Source organism: Rhodococcus sp. PvR099 (genome assembly GCF_017833315.1).
Classification (GTDB): domain Bacteria; phylum Actinomycetota; class Actinomycetes; order Mycobacteriales; family Mycobacteriaceae; genus Rhodococcus_G; species Rhodococcus_G oryzae.
Map to the genome: position 1 here is coordinate 2,934,738 of NZ_JAFIBV010000001.1, position 14,493 is coordinate 2,949,230.

General features: G+C 68.0%; 17 protein-coding genes and 4 tRNA genes. 12 read left to right on the forward strand and 9 right to left on the reverse strand.

What is annotated here, in order from left to right:
- The first annotated feature begins 151 nt into the window (after positions 1 to 151).
- Together JOE46_RS13430 and JOE46_RS13435 are read left to right on the forward strand one after the other, a co-directional pair.
- Positions 152 to 811: an MspA family porin gene (locus tag JOE46_RS13430; protein ID WP_209927381.1), complete on the forward strand. Its 660-nt coding sequence runs from the start codon at positions 152 to 154 to the stop codon at positions 809 to 811.
- A gap of 60 nt (positions 812 to 871) precedes the next feature.
- Positions 872 to 1,552, forward strand: coding sequence for an MspA family porin (locus JOE46_RS13435; protein ID WP_209927537.1), 681 nt, complete (start codon positions 872 to 874; stop codon positions 1,550 to 1,552).
- On the opposite strand, the gene JOE46_RS13440 is transcribed toward JOE46_RS13435, so the two are convergent.
- Positions 1,539 to 1,958 (reverse strand): hypothetical protein, encoded by a 420-nt coding sequence (locus JOE46_RS13440; RefSeq protein ID WP_179800559.1) that lies wholly within the window; start codon positions 1,956 to 1,958, stop codon positions 1,539 to 1,541. The genes JOE46_RS13435 and JOE46_RS13440 overlap by 14 nt on opposite strands.
- A 189-nt stretch (positions 1,959 to 2,147) precedes the next feature.
- On the opposite strand from JOE46_RS13440, the gene JOE46_RS13445 reads away from it, so the two are divergent.
- Complete coding sequence (locus JOE46_RS13445; RefSeq protein ID WP_257017487.1) at positions 2,148 to 3,353, forward strand: sensor histidine kinase; 1,206 nt, start codon at positions 2,148 to 2,150, stop codon at positions 3,351 to 3,353.
- 17 nt (positions 3,354 to 3,370) lie between these two features.
- Positions 3,371 to 4,021, forward strand: coding sequence for a response regulator transcription factor (locus JOE46_RS13450; protein ID WP_097212005.1), 651 nt, complete (start codon positions 3,371 to 3,373; stop codon positions 4,019 to 4,021).
- A 68-nt stretch (positions 4,022 to 4,089) separates the two neighbouring features.
- Here JOE46_RS13450 and JOE46_RS13455 read toward each other — a convergent pair.
- From JOE46_RS13455 to JOE46_RS13475, 5 genes are all read right to left on the reverse strand, one after another.
- Positions 4,090 to 4,166 (reverse strand) — tRNA-Phe (locus JOE46_RS13455).
- Positions 4,167 to 4,220: 54 nt separating this feature from the next.
- A tRNA-Asp gene (locus tag JOE46_RS13460) sits at positions 4,221 to 4,294 on the reverse strand.
- 47 nt (positions 4,295 to 4,341) lie between these two features.
- Positions 4,342 to 4,414: transfer RNA gene (locus JOE46_RS13465), tRNA-Glu, on the reverse strand.
- An 80-nt stretch (positions 4,415 to 4,494) separates the two neighbouring features.
- Positions 4,495 to 5,190 carry a ScbR family autoregulator-binding transcription factor gene (locus JOE46_RS13470; protein WP_097211984.1) on the reverse strand — a complete coding sequence of 232 codons (696 nt, stop codon included), beginning with the start codon at positions 5,188 to 5,190 and terminating at the stop codon, positions 4,495 to 4,497.
- Positions 5,191 to 5,441: 251 nt separating this feature from the next.
- Positions 5,442 to 6,482, reverse strand: a complete 1,041-nt coding sequence (locus JOE46_RS13475) for a magnesium transporter CorA family protein (RefSeq protein ID WP_209927539.1) — start codon at positions 6,480 to 6,482, stop codon at positions 5,442 to 5,444.
- Positions 6,483 to 6,619: 137 nt separating this feature from the next.
- Here JOE46_RS13475 and JOE46_RS13480 point away from each other — a divergent pair.
- From JOE46_RS13480 to JOE46_RS13490, 3 genes are all read left to right on the forward strand, one after another.
- Positions 6,620 to 6,695, forward strand: a tRNA-Lys gene (locus tag JOE46_RS13480).
- Between the two features lie 129 nt (positions 6,696 to 6,824).
- Complete coding sequence (locus tag JOE46_RS13485) at positions 6,825 to 6,971, forward strand: hypothetical protein (RefSeq protein WP_179800558.1); 147 nt, start codon at positions 6,825 to 6,827, stop codon at positions 6,969 to 6,971.
- A 134-nt stretch (positions 6,972 to 7,105) separates the two neighbouring features.
- Positions 7,106 to 7,489: a hypothetical protein gene (locus JOE46_RS13490; RefSeq protein ID WP_097211983.1), complete on the forward strand. Its 384-nt coding sequence runs from the start codon at positions 7,106 to 7,108 to the stop codon at positions 7,487 to 7,489.
- On the opposite strand, the gene JOE46_RS13495 is transcribed toward JOE46_RS13490, so the two are convergent.
- The gene (locus JOE46_RS13495; RefSeq protein WP_097212004.1) at positions 7,464 to 8,699 is read right to left on the reverse strand and encodes an MFS transporter; all 1,236 of its coding nucleotides are present in this window, start codon (positions 8,697 to 8,699) and stop codon (positions 7,464 to 7,466) included. The genes JOE46_RS13490 and JOE46_RS13495 overlap by 26 nt on opposite strands.
- A 113-nt stretch (positions 8,700 to 8,812) precedes the next feature.
- Between JOE46_RS13495 and JOE46_RS13500 the strand changes: the two genes are divergently transcribed.
- Complete coding sequence (locus JOE46_RS13500; RefSeq protein ID WP_209927540.1) at positions 8,813 to 9,688, forward strand: LysR family transcriptional regulator; 876 nt, start codon at positions 8,813 to 8,815, stop codon at positions 9,686 to 9,688.
- Between the two features lie 9 nt (positions 9,689 to 9,697).
- Here the strand turns inward: JOE46_RS13500 and JOE46_RS13505 are convergent, their stop codons facing one another.
- Both JOE46_RS13505 and JOE46_RS13510 read right to left on the reverse strand, forming a co-directional pair.
- Positions 9,698 to 10,306, reverse strand: a complete 609-nt coding sequence (locus JOE46_RS13505; RefSeq protein ID WP_209927541.1) for a hypothetical protein — start codon at positions 10,304 to 10,306, stop codon at positions 9,698 to 9,700.
- Positions 10,303 to 10,677 (reverse strand): MmcQ/YjbR family DNA-binding protein, encoded by a 375-nt coding sequence (locus tag JOE46_RS13510; RefSeq protein ID WP_097211980.1) that lies wholly within the window; start codon positions 10,675 to 10,677, stop codon positions 10,303 to 10,305. Before JOE46_RS13510 ends, JOE46_RS13505 begins: the two co-directional genes overlap by 4 nt.
- A 108-nt stretch (positions 10,678 to 10,785) precedes the next feature.
- Between JOE46_RS13510 and JOE46_RS13515 the strand changes: the two genes are divergently transcribed.
- From JOE46_RS13515 to dusB, 4 genes are all read left to right on the forward strand, one after another.
- The gene (locus JOE46_RS13515; protein WP_209927543.1) at positions 10,786 to 11,238 is read left to right on the forward strand and encodes a hypothetical protein; all 453 of its coding nucleotides are present in this window, start codon (positions 10,786 to 10,788) and stop codon (positions 11,236 to 11,238) included.
- Positions 11,239 to 11,347: 109 nt separating this feature from the next.
- Positions 11,348 to 11,950 (forward strand): DUF937 domain-containing protein, encoded by a 603-nt coding sequence (locus JOE46_RS13520; RefSeq protein ID WP_097211978.1) that lies wholly within the window; start codon positions 11,348 to 11,350, stop codon positions 11,948 to 11,950.
- 259 nt (positions 11,951 to 12,209) lie between these two features.
- Positions 12,210 to 13,169, forward strand: coding sequence for an acyl-ACP desaturase (locus tag JOE46_RS13525; protein ID WP_097211977.1), 960 nt, complete (start codon positions 12,210 to 12,212; stop codon positions 13,167 to 13,169).
- A 100-nt stretch (positions 13,170 to 13,269) separates the two neighbouring features.
- Positions 13,270 to 14,427, forward strand: a complete 1,158-nt coding sequence (gene dusB, locus JOE46_RS13530; RefSeq protein ID WP_077042797.1) for a tRNA dihydrouridine synthase DusB — start codon at positions 13,270 to 13,272, stop codon at positions 14,425 to 14,427.
- Positions 14,428 to 14,493 lie beyond the last annotated feature (66 nt).

Below are 14,493 nucleotides of genomic sequence, written 5' to 3' on the forward strand. Positions count from 1 at the left end.
TATAATGCGCATGCGTGCACTCATTTGATCGAAAAGCCTTCCCCGGGAGGACATTTGACAACACCCCCCTGCCATCCCTAGGTTTCTGGAAATCATTTCCATGTGACCTGGTGCCGCATGCCCACGCGCCGCGGCCGATGAAGGGGATTCAATGAGCGAGATCCGTAAGCGCGGCATCCGTATTGCTGGCGTCGGTGCTGCCGCGGCCGTGGCGATCGGCCTGATGTCGACCGGTGCGGCGCATGCCGACACGTTTGTGCCGCTGCCGGACGGGCAGAAGGCCGGGCCGGGTGCGGTGGTCTCCCGTACCGGTGAGAGTGTCCTGATCTCGCCGTCGCTGGCCGCCAATGGTGCCGGCCGCACCGCGTGGGTCTCGGGCACCGTCAGCGCCGATGTCACCGGTGTCTCCGGTGAGGGCGAGGCGGGTCCGTGGAACGGTGCGACGAACGACAAGGGCACCAACAACTCCTCGACGCATGGGGTCTCGCGGATCAGCACCGGCTACATCGTGGGCTGCCAGGTCGACATCACCGGTCTCGGTGGGTCGATCGGGATGGGCGTGAGCATGGACGGCCCGTCGATCTCCGGGTCGTTGACGGTCCCGGTCTCGGCCGGTCAGGTGAAGTTCGTGGGTGTCGCGGGTAAGGACATCAAGAAGAACGGCAAGTACGCCGTGCAGTACCAGGACACCCAGATCGAGATCCAGAACTGCGGCGGCTACGCGCAGGCCCGCTCGTACACCGTGGTCGAGATCGTCGGAAACGACTACTCCAAGACCACCCTGTACGGCCAGCCCTTCAGCATCGGATAGCGCCTGCGGCGCGCACAGTCCACACCTCAACTCGATACCTGAACCCTCAGAGGGGATTTCATGAACTCCAGCACGATCGGCCTGCGTCGCGGGCTGCGGATCTCCGCCGTCGGCGCGGCCGCCGCGATTGCGGTCGGCTTCCTGTCGGCGGGTGCGGCGAATGCCGACACCTTCGTGCCGCTGCCCGGCGGCACCATCACCAAGACGCTCGCCGACGGCACCGTCGTCACCGTCACCATGACCGGCGAGTCCGCGAACATCTCCGGCTCGATGGGCGCGACCCCGCTGCACCGCAACGTGTGGGTGTCGGGCTCGGCGAAGGTCGAGATCTCCGGCGGCTCCGGCGCCGAGGGCGGTTACATCGAGCCCGGCTACGTCGTGGCCTGCCAGCTCACCCTCGGCGGCGAGGCCGGCGGTGAGTCCGGTATGGGTGCCGGCTGGGACGGCACCGCGGGCGAGCCCGAGGCCGCCACCGCGGGCAACGTCTCCATCGGACCCGGCGAGGCCGCGAGCTTCTCGGTCCTCGACCTCGAGTCCGCCGACGACTTCGGTGGCGAGTCGCACTCCGGCCAGCACTCCTTCGAGGGCGCCACCGGCAGCGTCACCTGGGCCGACTCCACCATGGGCGTCGAGGGCTGCGCCGGCTACGCGCAGGCCCGCTCCTACGTCAACGTCACCGTCGACACCGAGAACGTCAAGGGCACCGTCACCCTCTGGGGACAGCCCTTCAGCATCGGCTGACCACCGACTCCGAGGCGGGCGAGGCCGCGGCGGCACCGGACTCCTGGCGGCCGCCGCCGAGCCCGCCGCTGTCGTCGGCATGGACCTGGGCGTTGAAGTGCGCGCCGATCATTCCCCGCTCCGCGTGCTGGGCCGCGCGCAGGGACGGCGAACGGCGGGCATAGCGGTCCAGCACCGCTCGCAGCTCGGGCTGCTCGGCGGTCAGCTCGTTCCAGGCGGTGTTCGGCGGGGCGCCGTCCTCGATCGCCTGATCGAGTTTCGCCGCGAGGTGGGTGGTCCATCGATGCTCGAGCGCGAGCAGGACACCGTCGGGTCCGCCGAACAGCTTCTGTATGTCGGGCAGGTCGACGAACAGCCCGGGATCGCCCGGGTCGACCCGAGCCCGCTCCAAGACCAGCTGAAGCACGGCACCGCGTGCGTGAAAGTCATTCCAGGACACTGAACTCACCTCCGTATCTGTCGGTACCGCTGACGCTACGGAGTCCTCGAACCCGGATCGACATGCCAGGGTCGCGATTCGTCTCCTACCGTGGGTGGAGACCGTGACCGCTCGTGGCACGATGCCGACGGCCGGATCAGCCCTTAGGCTGGCGGGGTGAAGGTGGTATCGGAGTACGTACACCGCCGCATAGCGGTGCTGCCCTATGACTACCCGCCCGCGATCCCGATCGCGAGCGATATCTGCCTGATCGCCGCCGCCACCGTCGCGGTCGCGCAGCGCGGAGCCCTCATCCCTCCCGGATGGGCGCTGCTCGGCGGGCTGATCGCGATGAGTGCCTGCCTGTGGCTCACGCTCGGCCTGCCGCTGCCCCACCCCCGGCTGGTGCCCGTCACCCTCATGGCCACCACCTTTGTCGGAACTGCACTGCTGCTGCTGGATCCGGTGCCCAACGACATCGCGCCGTTCATTCTCATCGTCGGAGTCGCCCAGGTCGCGGCGACCACCGGACCGAGGGTCAGCGTCACGTTTGCCGTCGCGGCGGTCGCGATGATCGCGGCCGCGGCCACCCTCGGCGATCTCGAAGGGATCCCGCCCTACGTCACCGGCGTGGTGCTCGGGTGGATGGTGGGTTTCGTACTCCAGACCCAGTTGCGCCTGCTGCAACGGGAGCGCGAAGCCGTGGCCCGCCGCGCCGAGCAGGCCGCGAGCGACGAACGGCGGCGCATCGCCCGCGAGGTTCACGACGTCATCGCGCATTCGTTGAGCATCACGCTGCTGCACCTGACCGGTGCCCGCCGAGCGCTCCAGGAGGATCGCGATGTCGACGAGGCGATCGAGGCCCTCACCGACGCTGAGCGCCTGGGGCGGCAGGCGATGGCCGACATCCGGCAAACCGTCGGCCTGCTCGACGCCGGACCGTCCAGGGTCGCACCAGAGCCGGACATCGCCGACATCCCGGAACTCGTTGCAGACTTCGTCCGCGCGGGCGTGCACGTCAAGTACGACCTGACCGGCAGTCCGGAGGCCGTGTCCGCGGCGACCGGTCTCGGCCTGTATCGGATCACCCAGGAATCGCTGGCCAACGTCGTCAAGCATGCGCCGGGCGAGACCGCGAAGGTCCGGCTCCGCGTGGCGGACGATGCGGTCGTCGTGTCGATCGTCAACGGCACCCACCGCGCGCCACGATCCGAGCCCGGCGCCGGCTCCGGCCTGAGGGGGATGCGACAGCGCGCCGAACTCCTGGGCGGCTCGTTGGTCGCGGGCCCGGACGCGAACGGGTGGTCGGTGCGCGCCGAGTTCCCGCTCGGGACCGAGATCCGCAACTGCATGCTCTCGCGCGGCATCCCCGGGCTCTCGTGACCGCGACGGACGTCAAGGTGCTCCTGGTCGACGACCAGGAATTGGTTCGCTCGGGACTGCGACGGATCCTGCGGCGCAAAGACGGCTTCATCATCGCGGGCGAGTGCGCCGATGGCGCCGAGGTACCCGCCGCGGTGGCGCTCCACTCTCCCGACGTCGTGGTGATGGATCTGCGGATGAAGCGGGTCGACGGCATCGAGGCGACGAGGCAGCTGCAATCGACCGATCGACCGCCGCCCGTGCTGGTGCTGACCACCTTCGACGACGATCATCTGCTCTCCGGCGCGTTGCGCGCGGGTGCCGCCGGCTTCATCCTCAAGGATTCGCCCGCCGAGGAACTCATTCGCGCCATTCGGACCATCGCCGAGGGCGGTGCCTGCCTCGACCCGGCGGTCACCGAGCGGGTCCTCGCCACCTACCGCACGTCCGCGCCGGTTCCCGGCAACAGCACCTCGACCCTCGACGATCTGACCGCACGCGAACTCGACGTGCTGACGTTGATCGGGCGCGGACACACCAACACGGAGATCGGTCGGGAGCTAGGGATTTCCGGGGTCACCGTGAAGAGTCACGTCGGTCACATCTTCCTCAAGCTCGGGCTTCGGGACCGGGCCGCGGCGATCGTGTACGCCTTCGACAACGGGATCGTCAGCCCGGGCAGCCGGTGACCCTGCGAACCAACGAAAAAACTCCGACCTCGAGTTGAACTCGAAGCCGGAGTTTCAGTAACCACTCATGGTGGCCAGGGCCGGGATCGAACCGGCGACCTTCCGCTTTTCAGGCGGACGCTCGTACCAACTGAGCTACCTGGCCGGGCGGCACCCGAACCGAATGCCTATCGCGCTGTGCCTAACCAACGGCACTTTGCGACCCTGACGGGACTCGAACCCGCGACCTCCGCCGTGACAGGGCGGCGCGCTAACCAACTGCGCCACAGGGCCTTGCAGAGTGTTGGTGTCAACAACACTCGATCTTACCGGTCGAACTGTACCCCCTACGGGATTCGAACCCGCGCTACCGCCTTGAAAGGGCGGCGTCCTAGGCCGCTAAACGAAGGGGGCCCCGCCGGATCTCTCCGGCAATTCCCTCAACGGCTTTCCGTTGGGAGCTGGGATAGCTTAAGACACTGATTCGGGAAAACTCAAATCGAATGGTCAGAGCCGGTTTCTGGCCCATTTTCGGGGGTTTCGGTACCGGTGTCGGCGCGCAGGTCCAGCCAACCGGTGCGATGCCAGCCCTCGAGCCACTCCTGCGACGCCATCGCCTCGAGCACGACCGCGAGCGCCTCCTCGAACCGTTCGGGCAGCGGCGTGCTGTCGGCGGTGAGGTCGAGCATGTAGCGCTGGCCGGCCAGCGCCGCGCCGAGGACGCGGGTGAACGTGCCGGGGTCGGCCCCCGGCCGGAGATGACCCTCGGTCTGTGCGCGCAGCACGAGTTCGTGCGCCGTCTGCCCCCACACCTGCGAACCACCGGACCGCACCTCGGCGTAGAACTCGGGCTCGACGATCAGCCGGAACTCCGCCTGGACGATGACGTCGTTGGCGAACCGCTCCGCCAGCTCCACGATGATCGAGTGCAGGACCTGGAACGGGTCGGCGTCGACGGCCTTCCAACGATCGTTGGTCTGCGTGTAGTGATCGAGCGCCGACGCGAGGACGGCCCGGGCCAGCTCTTCCTTCGACTCGAAGTGGAAGTACATCGCGCCCTTGGTGGCGTGCGACCCCTCCAGGATCGTGTTCACCGACGCGGCGGCATAGCCGCGGCGGGCGAACTCCACCGCAGCGGCTTCGACGATCGCCGCGCGCGTCCTACGTGCGCGTTCCTGTTGACGTGCCATGTGAGCCAGTCGCCTCCGAAAACCGTGCAGCTCTATCCCGTGCCCCGACAGGCCACCAGACGACCTCGTTGTCACCTTAGCCCTAATTTGGACCATTTCGGGGGAACCTCATGCGGATTCCACCTACCTGCGGGTAAGGTATCCAGACCGCAGAACACACCGAGTGGTACGATTCAGCCGGCTCGGGTGCGGCGCAGGGGGTGCGCACCCGAGCCGTTTGCGTTCGCGACACCGTGCGGCGGCGCCCCCGTTCACAGCCAGTCTCGGCGCTTGAAACTCAGCCACAACCCGAAGGCGAGCCCGACCAACAACACCGTGCTCAGCCAGAACCCCTCCGTCTGACCGAAACCGGGAAACGGGATGTTCTGCCCGAAATAGCCCGTCACCCCGGTGGGAATGGCGATGATCGCGGCCCATGCGGTGAGCTTCTTCATGATCTCGTTCAACGAATTACCTTGCATCGCAAGGTGGGTCGCGAGAATCGACTCGATGGTGTCGCGCAGCCCGTCGATTCGTTCGGTGGCCCGCAGGGCATGGTCGTAGATGTCCTGGTAGTAGGGCGTCATCTCCGCGTCGAGCACGTGCGCGCCCTGCCGGAGCAGCGCACTGAAGGCCTCGTTCATCGGGAGCACCGACCGGGACAACTGCACCACCGCCTTGCGGAGCGTGAAGCTCTGCAACTGGACCGCGTTCCTCGACCGTCCCGCGCTCTGCGCGCCGTCCGAGATCAGCAACTCGTCCTCGAGCCCCTGGATCTCCTCGTCCAGGGCATCGAGTGCGACGAAATACCCGTCCACGATCTCGTCGAGAACCGTGTGCAGCAGGAAGCCGACACCGAAGCCCGCGAGGTCAGAGTTGTCGTCCCAGTCCTCGAGGATCGGATCGATCGCGAAACGGTCATCGGACCGGATGGTGATCAGCGCACGGTCGAGGATGAAGATCGAGATGTCGGTGGAACTGAGCCGACCGCCCTTCGCCTCGAAACGCACAGCGCGCGTATGCAACAGACTGTGATCGCGGAACCTGACGAGCCGGGGACGCTGATGTCCGGTGATCGCCCCCTCGACGGCCAACGGATGCAAGGCCACCTCGCCGCCGATCAGCGGGGACAGCGCGACGATATCGCCGACCGACGGGGCGAGCAGGTCGACCCAGATCAGCGCGTCCTCGTCCGACCGGTACGAGGCGATCTCGTCGAGTGGAAGATCCGAACCGACCAGCACCGCCTTCCGGTAGAGCCGGTTACGGACTTCGCACGACACCTGAACCGTGCCGATTCGCGGCTTCTCCATCAGCCCTCCCATGGCCTCCCCGCCATCATCGCGCACCCGGCCGGGAACGCGTGCCGACGCGGCCCTGATCGGCGCGGTCACCGTTGCCGGGGTCCTGTCCTCGCCGACGCGGCGAAGCCACTAGACTCCTGCACCGCGCCCCTATAGCTCAGTTGGTAGAGCTACGGACTTTTAATCCGCAGGTCGTAGGTTCGAGCCCTACTGGGGGCACCATCGGTCCCGCCAGGCGATCGCCTGGCGGGACCGTTTCGTCTCCGGCCCCGGCCGCGTTGCGGCCACCTCCGTCGACACGCCCAGGCCGCGTCAATGGCCTTCCGCGCCGGATTGGAGCATGCTCTCCCAATGGAACACATGGTCGACCCCCCGGTCGCGCTCTTCAGCCACCCCGACAACACCAGCCTCACCGCCTCGGTCTCGACGCCGAGTTCTGCGCCCGCACCGCAGCCCCTGTTCAGCAGCCCGTCGAGCGGAAATGCCGGCCTGGACTGAGTTCCTCCCGAATCCGATTCGTGGCTCGACACCCACCCACCGCGGGTCCAGAATGGGGACACCGGAAGCGAGTGACGTCACGCTCCGATCCCCGAAGCCGGTGAGCGTGGCGGCGCACCATCAGGGAGGCTGCCATGAGCGATTCCGAACACGTCCGCGAGGTACGCCGCGACATGGTCGTCGTCGCGACCGGAATCGCCCTCGTGCTGCTGAGCATGTGGGTGCCGGATCGGGGTTACCGGCAGATCACCGGCGCCATCCTCATCCTCGGTCTGCTCGCCTACTCCGTCGGCCTGTGGGCCATGTCCACCGAATCGCGGTCGAGCCATTGGGGTCTCATCGCACTCGGGCTCTTCCTGCTCGCCACACCGCTGGCGATGGACTTCCCCAACGGCACGACCGCGGCGGCGATCGTGTCCGTTGCCGCTGGGGCGATCGTCACGGCTGCGGGCGCGCTCGGCCTGGCGGCGAAACAGCAGACCAGCCCGCCCCTCACGCGGGCGCGTCAGCGCGTCTGACCTCGGGCGCCCGCAGCATCAACAGCGAGAGCCAGATGGCGGCCAGCAGCAGCGCACCGACATAGGCCACGGTCGCCGTCCATCCGCCCCACCCGAAGGCGAGGCCGGCGCCTGCGGCGGCCAGGCTCGAGCCGAGGTAGTAGGCGCACAGGTACAGCGATGACGCCTCCGCACGGTGCTCGGTGGCGAGTGCACCCACCCAGCCACTCGCCACCGAGTGCGCCGCGAAGAACCCTCCGGTGAACAGCAGCATGCCGACCAACACCAGCGCGAGAACGTCCGGCAGCGTCACCACCAGGCCGACCGCGCTCACACATACCGCTGCCAGGAGCACCCATCGCCTGCCGACCAGGTCGCCCAGCCGACCGGCCACCGCGGCCGTGACCGTCCCCGAGAGGTAGAGCAGGAAGACCGCGCCGACCGCGGCCTCCGTCAGATCGAACGGCGGGGCCAGCAGCCGAAAACCGAGGAAATTGTAGGCGGAGACGAAACCGCCCATCAGGATGAAACCGAGCGCGAACAGCACCCTGAGATCCCGGTTACGAAGGTGCAGAAAGAGATTGGCCGTGACGGTCCCCCAGCTCACCCGCTTCGGCCGAAAGAAACGCGACCCCGGCAATGTCTTGGTCATCACCACCGCCAGCAGCACCGCCGCCACCGCGGATGCCTCCATCGCCCATCGCCACGTGCTCATGTCGAGCACCGTGGACGGGATCAGCCTGCCCAGGAGTCCGCCGATCGTGGTTCCGGCGACGTACCGGCCCATCGCGGCACCCAGATCCCTGCCGTGCACCTCTTCCGCGAGATACGCCATCGCAACGGCCGGGATCCCAGCCAGGGCCAGCCCCTGGACCACGCGCCCTACGAGTAGCCATTCGATCGTCGGGCTGAGGGGCAGCACCAATCCCACCGCGCAGGACAGCACGGCCGACCAGACCATCACCCTGGTGCGTCCGAACCGCTCGGAGAGCACGCTCGCCGGGATGACGGCCAGCGCGAGCATGCCGGTGGTCACCGAGACCGCGAGCGCGGCCGTGCCGGGCGGCACCCCGAAATCCTGTGCCAGCGCGGGCAGCAGCGCCTGCGTCGAGTACATCGAGACGAAGGTGGTCAGTCCGGCCGCGAACAGGGCGAGCGTGATCCGGGTATAGCCGGGCGTTCCGCGCCGGTGCGGTGCGTCCTGCCGCGTGAGTGTCGTCGTCATAGTCATCGAATGGCCTCCGAAGTCCATCCTGACCGACCTGCACTTATCGACATAATGAGAGTTTTCGGTGTTCTATATGCAGAGAAGACATATGTAGTCGCCAACGGATCGGGACCGACATGCTCTCCACCTACCTGAAATGGTTCGTGGTCCTCGCCGAGGAGGGCCAGGTGACCTCCGCGGCCGACCTATTGCGACTGTCCCAACCGACATTGTCGCGACGGTTGGCCCGGCTCGAGCGACAGCTCGGCGTCGAGCTGTTCGACCGCCACGGACGCCGCCTCCGCCTCAACCAGCACGGCCGGTTGATGTTCGAGCACGCCTCGCGCGCGCTGAACGAACTCACGAACGCCGAGGAGCGGATCGCCACGATGATCAGTCCCACGGCAGGCACCGTGCGACTCGACTTCCTGCATTCGTTCGGCACCTGGCTGGTCCCCGACCTGATCCGGGGCTTCCGCGCCGAGGCGCCGCAGATCCGGTTCGCGCTGCACCAGGACGCCGCCGGGCTCCTCGGCGAACGGGTCCGGTCCGGTCACGCCGACCTGGCCGTGGTCTCGCCCCGACCGGACGCGGCCGACCTGCAGTGGCTGCTGCTGAGCCGTCAGCCCCTCGCGCTCGCGGTTCCCGCCGGGCATCGCCTGGCCGGCCGGGCGGCCATCGACCTCGGCGACGCCGCGGACGAGCCCTTCATCGCCATGCATCCCGATTTCGGCATGCGACGGCTGCTCGACGAGGCCGCGGAGGGGGCCGGGTTCACGCCCGAGATCGTCTTCGAGAGCAGTGAACTCGCCACGGCGACGGGACTGGTGTCCGCCGGGCTCGGGGTGGCGCTGGTCCCGGTCGCGCGGGCGGCCCGCTGGCCCGACGGGATCGTGATCATCCCCATCCGCGGCGCGCGTGCGGCGCGCGAGATCGGGATGATCTGGGCACCGGACCGCCACATGACCCCACCAGTCCGGCGCTTCCGCGACTTCGTGGCCCGCCGGACCTGAGTCGGGGGGTCAGCCCTGCTCGTCCGGGCCCGGCACGGCTTCCGCGTCCGCCGCGACCGCCTCTCGGCGCACCCTTTCCTCCTCGCGCATCCTGGCGAGCTCGGCGCCTCGGCGTCGATAGGACACGCTGCGCGCGACGAACACCGCGAAAGCCAGTACCCCGATGATCGCGCCGACCAGCGACGCGCCCCGGAATCCGGGCGCATCCACGTCGAGGATCCGCTCCCCCGCATGCGCAGCGGTGTTCCCCCCGAACACCACTGTCAGCGTCAGCAAATTCGGTAGCGCCGCAACGATTCCCAGGGTCACCGCCACCACCTGCACCACGCGACTGTGCTTTCGGCCGCGGACCCGCCAGGCCAGGAAGAACAGCAACAGCGGCACCACCGTGCACAGCACGCCGTACATCAGCCCCCAGGCGATGCCCCTCGTGAAGCTGCCCGACGACAACGCCCCGGCCTGCTGCGCCCACCATCTCGGCAGGAAGGCGGCCAGGATGAAGTACGTGACCACCAGGACGACAGCGAGAACCAGCCCGGCGAACACCTTCCTGGCCCAGCCGGGCAGACCTTGTTTCCCTGCCGGCACCGCACCGGTGGTCGCGTTCTCCTCGCTCATCTCGCACCGTCCTCCTCGAGCACCCGGCGCGCGAGCGTCTTCGGCGCCACCAAGATGAAGCTGGTCCGGACCCACTCGCGCAGTTGCGCCCAGCGCTCCCCGTCCGCATCGGTTTCGACGTCGAGCGCCACCCACCCGTGCCTGCCCAGGCCGTAACCGGACGGACTCGCCCCGGGTTCGGTGGCGACCACCGCGGCGGCCTCGTCCTTCGTCAGCTTGAACGAGAGATGCTCGGCCGTGTTGTCACTGAACACGAAGTTCTTGCCCCGCACCCGGAAGGTGGGGTGGTCGCCCCACGCGGCCACATCGACCCGCTCGGCTTCCGGGAGATCGGCGATGATCTCCTCGAGACGTCGCATGTTGTCGCCCATGGCGTGAATCCTGCTCGCATCGCTCGGGTTCCGCCAGCGGCGGACCGCACGTGTTGTTACCGTGGGTGTAGCACGCGTGACACCCGATCCGATGCGAGGGAGAGCGCCATGCGAACCTGGGTCCACTTCGTCCTGCTGCTGTGCGGGATCGCGGTCGGCATCGGCGCCTTCCTGCCGATCATGCAGGACGTCACGCCCACCGATGTCGGGATCGACGATCTCCGAAACGGTTTCCCTGCCGGCTGGGCACTCGAGCAACTCGGCGATCAGTCGGTGGCGTTCTACAAGTCGATGGCGATGCTGCTGGTGATCTCGGCGGCACTCATCCTGCTCAGCGCGCTCGTCGGCTCGAGGGCGCTCGGCTGGGTCGGCATCATCGTCGGCGTGATCACCTTGGCCGCGTTCTTCTTTCGGGTCAATGAACGCTTCGGCGACGAGTTCCGCGACCATGCATCGAACCTGCTGAGCAATCAGATGGGGCTCAATCTCGTTGCCGGCGGGCTCGTCGTGGCGCTGTTCGCATGCCTCGTGCCGCGCGAAAAGGCCTCCGCGACCGGCTGAATCGACGCGCCGGTCCGCGCGGCGATCCTCCCAACCTGCCGAAACGGTCACTAGTGTCGGACGCACCCGGACGCTCGAGAAAAGAGCGTCCACGAAAAGGCGGGCACCCATGGCATCACTTGACGACCTTCTGTCCCAGATCCCGATCAGCCAGATCGCTGCCAAGCTCGGGGTCGACGAGGAGACCGCGACCGCGGCCGTGAAGACGGCCATTCCGACCCTGGTCGGCGGCCTCGAGGCGAACGCCCAGGACCCGGCGGGTGCCGCATCGCTGGAAACCGCCCTCGCTCAGCACTCCGATCCGGCCCTGCTCACCGGCGGCGTCGACATCGACCAGGTCGACGAGGCCGACGGCGAGAAGATCGTCAACAACGTGTTCGGTGACAACAAGAACCAGGTGATCAGCGCGCTCGGCAACACGGGCGGCGCCGGTGACAGCAACCTCGTCGGCAAGCTGCTCCCGATCCTGGCCCCCATCGTGCTGGCGTTCATCGCCAAGCAGTTCTCCGGCGGCGGCGCGGCGGCGCCCACACAGGCCCAGTCCGGCGGCGGCATCGGTGACCTGCTCGGCGGCCTGCTCGGCGGCGGCGGACAGTCGGCGGGCGGCCTCGGAAACGTCCTCGGCAGCCTCCTCGGCGGCGCGGCGGGTGGCGGCGCGGCCGGCGGCCTCGGCGACCTGCTCGGCGGCCTGCTCGGCGGCGGGCGCAAGTAGTCCGCACGCACGAATCCCTCCAGAACTGGCGGCGTCCCGAATCGGGGACGCCGCCAGTTCCGTGCGCGGAGAAAGTACGCGCGACATCCCTTCCGAGCAGGGCTGTAACGGAAAGCTGGAGGGGGCCGATGACCCGGACGGGGTGTCCCATACCCGGTGGTAATTCCCAGGCTGTGAGCATTTCAAACGATTCACAACGTGGTTACGGTCCCGTAGGCTACGTTGAGCCGATTTCAGACAACACTTGGAGGGCATGCGTATGGCCAGGGATCTGACCCAACTCGAACTGCTTCAGGAGCTGGCGCAGGTTGCTGAGGAGAACGTGAATCGCCACATCTCCATGGCCAAGGAATGGCACCCCCACGATTACGTCCCGTGGGACGAGGGCCGCAACTTCGCCGCCATGGGTGGCGACGACTGGGACATCGAGCAGTCTCAGCTCGACGAGGTCGCGCGCGCGGCCATGATCACCAACCTGCTCACCGAGGACAACCTGCCGTCCTACCACCGTGAGATCGCCGAGAACTTCTCGATGGACCACGCCTGGGGCACCTGGGTCGGTCGCTGGACCGCCGAGGAGAACCGGCACGGCATCGTGATGCGCGATTACCTCGTCGTGACCCGCGCCGTCGACCCTGTCGAGCTCGAGCGCTTCCGCATGGAGCACATGACCAACGGCTACTCCTCGCTGCCCGACGGCGGCGCCGCCGGGCTGCTGCACTCCGTCGCTTACGTGACCTTCCAGGAACTCGCGACCCGCGTCTCGCACCGCAACACCGGCAAGGCCTGCAACGAGCCCGTCGCCGACAAGATGCTGCAGCGCATCGCCGCGGACGAGAACCTGCACATGATCTTCTACCGCAACATCTGCAGCGCGGCCCTTGACCTGGCGCCCGATCAGGCGCTGCGATCGATCAACACGATCGTCCAGAACTTTCAGATGCCAGGGGCGGGCATGCCCAACTTCCGCCGCAACGGCGTCCTGATGGCCAAGCACGGGATCTACGACCTCCGCCAGCACCTCGAGGAGGTGGTGATGCCGGTGCTCCGCAAGTGGAACATCTTCGACCGCACCGACTTCACCGCCGAGGGCGAGCAGACCCGCGAGGACCTCGCCAAGTTCCTCGAGAACCTCGACGCACAGGCCACCAAGTTCGAGGAGCAGCGCGACCGCATGCTGGCCCGTGAGGCCGCCAAGCGCGAGCAGCAGGCTTCCTGAGCGGAGCCCGCGCAGCGAACACCGGCGCTGACAGCGCCAGCTATTCTGTGCCCGGTACCGAAACAGGTACCGGGCACAGCCCTTTCTATAGAGGTATCGAATGTCATCACCCGCCGGCCAGCACCTCCGAATCGGCTCATTGGAGCTGCGCAGCCCCGTCGTGCTCGCCCCGATGGCGGGCATCACGAACGTGGCGTTCCGCACCCTGTGCCGTGAGCTGGAGCTCGCCCGCTCGGGCAGCACCTCCGGGCTGTACGTCTGCGAGATGGTGACCGCGCGGGCGCTGGTCGAGCGCCAGCCCGCGACCCTGCACATGACCACCTTCGGGCCCACCGAGACGCCACGGTCGCTGCAGCTGTACACCGTGGACCCCGCGACCACCTACGCCGCCGCGAAGATGATCGTCGACGAGAACATGGCCGACCACATCGACATGAACTTCGGGTGCCCGGTTCCCAAGGTGACCAGCAAGGGCGGCGGCGCGGCCCTGCCGTACAAGCGCACCCTGTTCGGTCAGATCGTCGCGGCCGCGGTCCGCGCGACCGAGGGCACCGACATCCCGGTCACCGTGAAGTTCCGGGTCGGCATCGACGACGAGCACCACACCCACCTGGATGCCGGGCGCATCGCCGCCGGCGAGGGCGCGGCCGCGGTGGCCCTGCACGCGCGCACCGCCGCCCAGCGGTATTCGGGCACCGCGGACTGGAACGAGATCGCCCGGCTCAAGGAGCACGTCACCGACGTCCCGGTCCTCGGCAACGGCGACATCTTCGCCGCAGAGGACGCGGTCCGGATGATGGCGGAGACCGGCTGCGACGGCGTCGTCGTCGGCCGCGGCTGCCTCGGCAGGCCGTGGCTGTTCGCCGAGCTGAGCGCCGCACTCGCGGGCACCCCCGAGCCGACCCCGCCCAACCTCGGCGAGGTCGCGTCCATCATCCGACGGCATGCCGAACTCCTGGCGGACCACCACGGCGAGGACAAGGGCCTGCGCGAGCTGCGCAAGCACGTCGCCTGGTATCTCCGCGGCTTCCCCGCCGGATCGGAGATGCGGGTGGCGATGGCCATGGTGTCCACCCTCACCGAGCTCGACGACCTCCTCGCCCAGCTCGACCCGACGGTGCCCTTCCCCAAGGACGCCGAGGGTCCGCGCGGCCGCCAGGGGTCGCCCGGCAAGGTCTCCCTGCCCGAGGGTTGGCTCGACGATCCGGAGGACTGCCTGGTCCCGGCGGGCGCCGACCTGATGCACTCGGGCGGCTGACCAGTGACCTCTGGTCGCTCTCGAGCCTGAGTGGAACCAGCGGTCCCGATAAGTATCATGTTGTGA

What these genes read in the sequence shown, in the direction of transcription:
- JOE46_RS13430 (WP_209927381.1), top strand. Translation starts at nt 152, where the DNA reads ATGAGCGAGATCCGTAAGCGCGGCATCCGTATTGCTGGCGTCGGTGCT.
- JOE46_RS13435 (WP_209927537.1), top strand. Translation starts at nt 872, where the DNA reads ATGAACTCCAGCACGATCGGCCTGCGTCGCGGGCTGCGGATCTCCGCC.
- JOE46_RS13470 (WP_097211984.1), bottom strand. Translation starts at nt 5,190, where the DNA reads ATGGCACGTCAACAGGAACGCGCACGTAGGACGCGCGCGGCGATCGTC.
- JOE46_RS13475 (WP_209927539.1), bottom strand. Translation starts at nt 6,482, where the DNA reads ATGGAGAAGCCGCGAATCGGCACGGTTCAGGTGTCGTGCGAAGTCCGT.
- JOE46_RS13485 (WP_179800558.1), top strand. Translation starts at nt 6,825, where the DNA reads ATGGAACACATGGTCGACCCCCCGGTCGCGCTCTTCAGCCACCCCGAC.
- JOE46_RS13490 (WP_097211983.1), top strand. Translation starts at nt 7,106, where the DNA reads ATGAGCGATTCCGAACACGTCCGCGAGGTACGCCGCGACATGGTCGTC.
- JOE46_RS13495 (WP_097212004.1), bottom strand. Translation starts at nt 8,699, where the DNA reads ATGACTATGACGACGACACTCACGCGGCAGGACGCACCGCACCGGCGC.
- JOE46_RS13500 (WP_209927540.1), top strand. Translation starts at nt 8,813, where the DNA reads ATGCTCTCCACCTACCTGAAATGGTTCGTGGTCCTCGCCGAGGAGGGC.
- JOE46_RS13505 (WP_209927541.1), bottom strand. Translation starts at nt 10,306, where the DNA reads ATGAGCGAGGAGAACGCGACCACCGGTGCGGTGCCGGCAGGGAAACAA.
- JOE46_RS13510 (WP_097211980.1), bottom strand. Translation starts at nt 10,677, where the DNA reads ATGGGCGACAACATGCGACGTCTCGAGGAGATCATCGCCGATCTCCCG.
- JOE46_RS13515 (WP_209927543.1), top strand. Translation starts at nt 10,786, where the DNA reads ATGCGAACCTGGGTCCACTTCGTCCTGCTGCTGTGCGGGATCGCGGTC.
- JOE46_RS13520 (WP_097211978.1), top strand. Translation starts at nt 11,348, where the DNA reads ATGGCATCACTTGACGACCTTCTGTCCCAGATCCCGATCAGCCAGATC.
- JOE46_RS13525 (WP_097211977.1), top strand. Translation starts at nt 12,210, where the DNA reads ATGGCCAGGGATCTGACCCAACTCGAACTGCTTCAGGAGCTGGCGCAG.
- dusB (WP_077042797.1), top strand. Translation starts at nt 13,270, where the DNA reads ATGTCATCACCCGCCGGCCAGCACCTCCGAATCGGCTCATTGGAGCTG.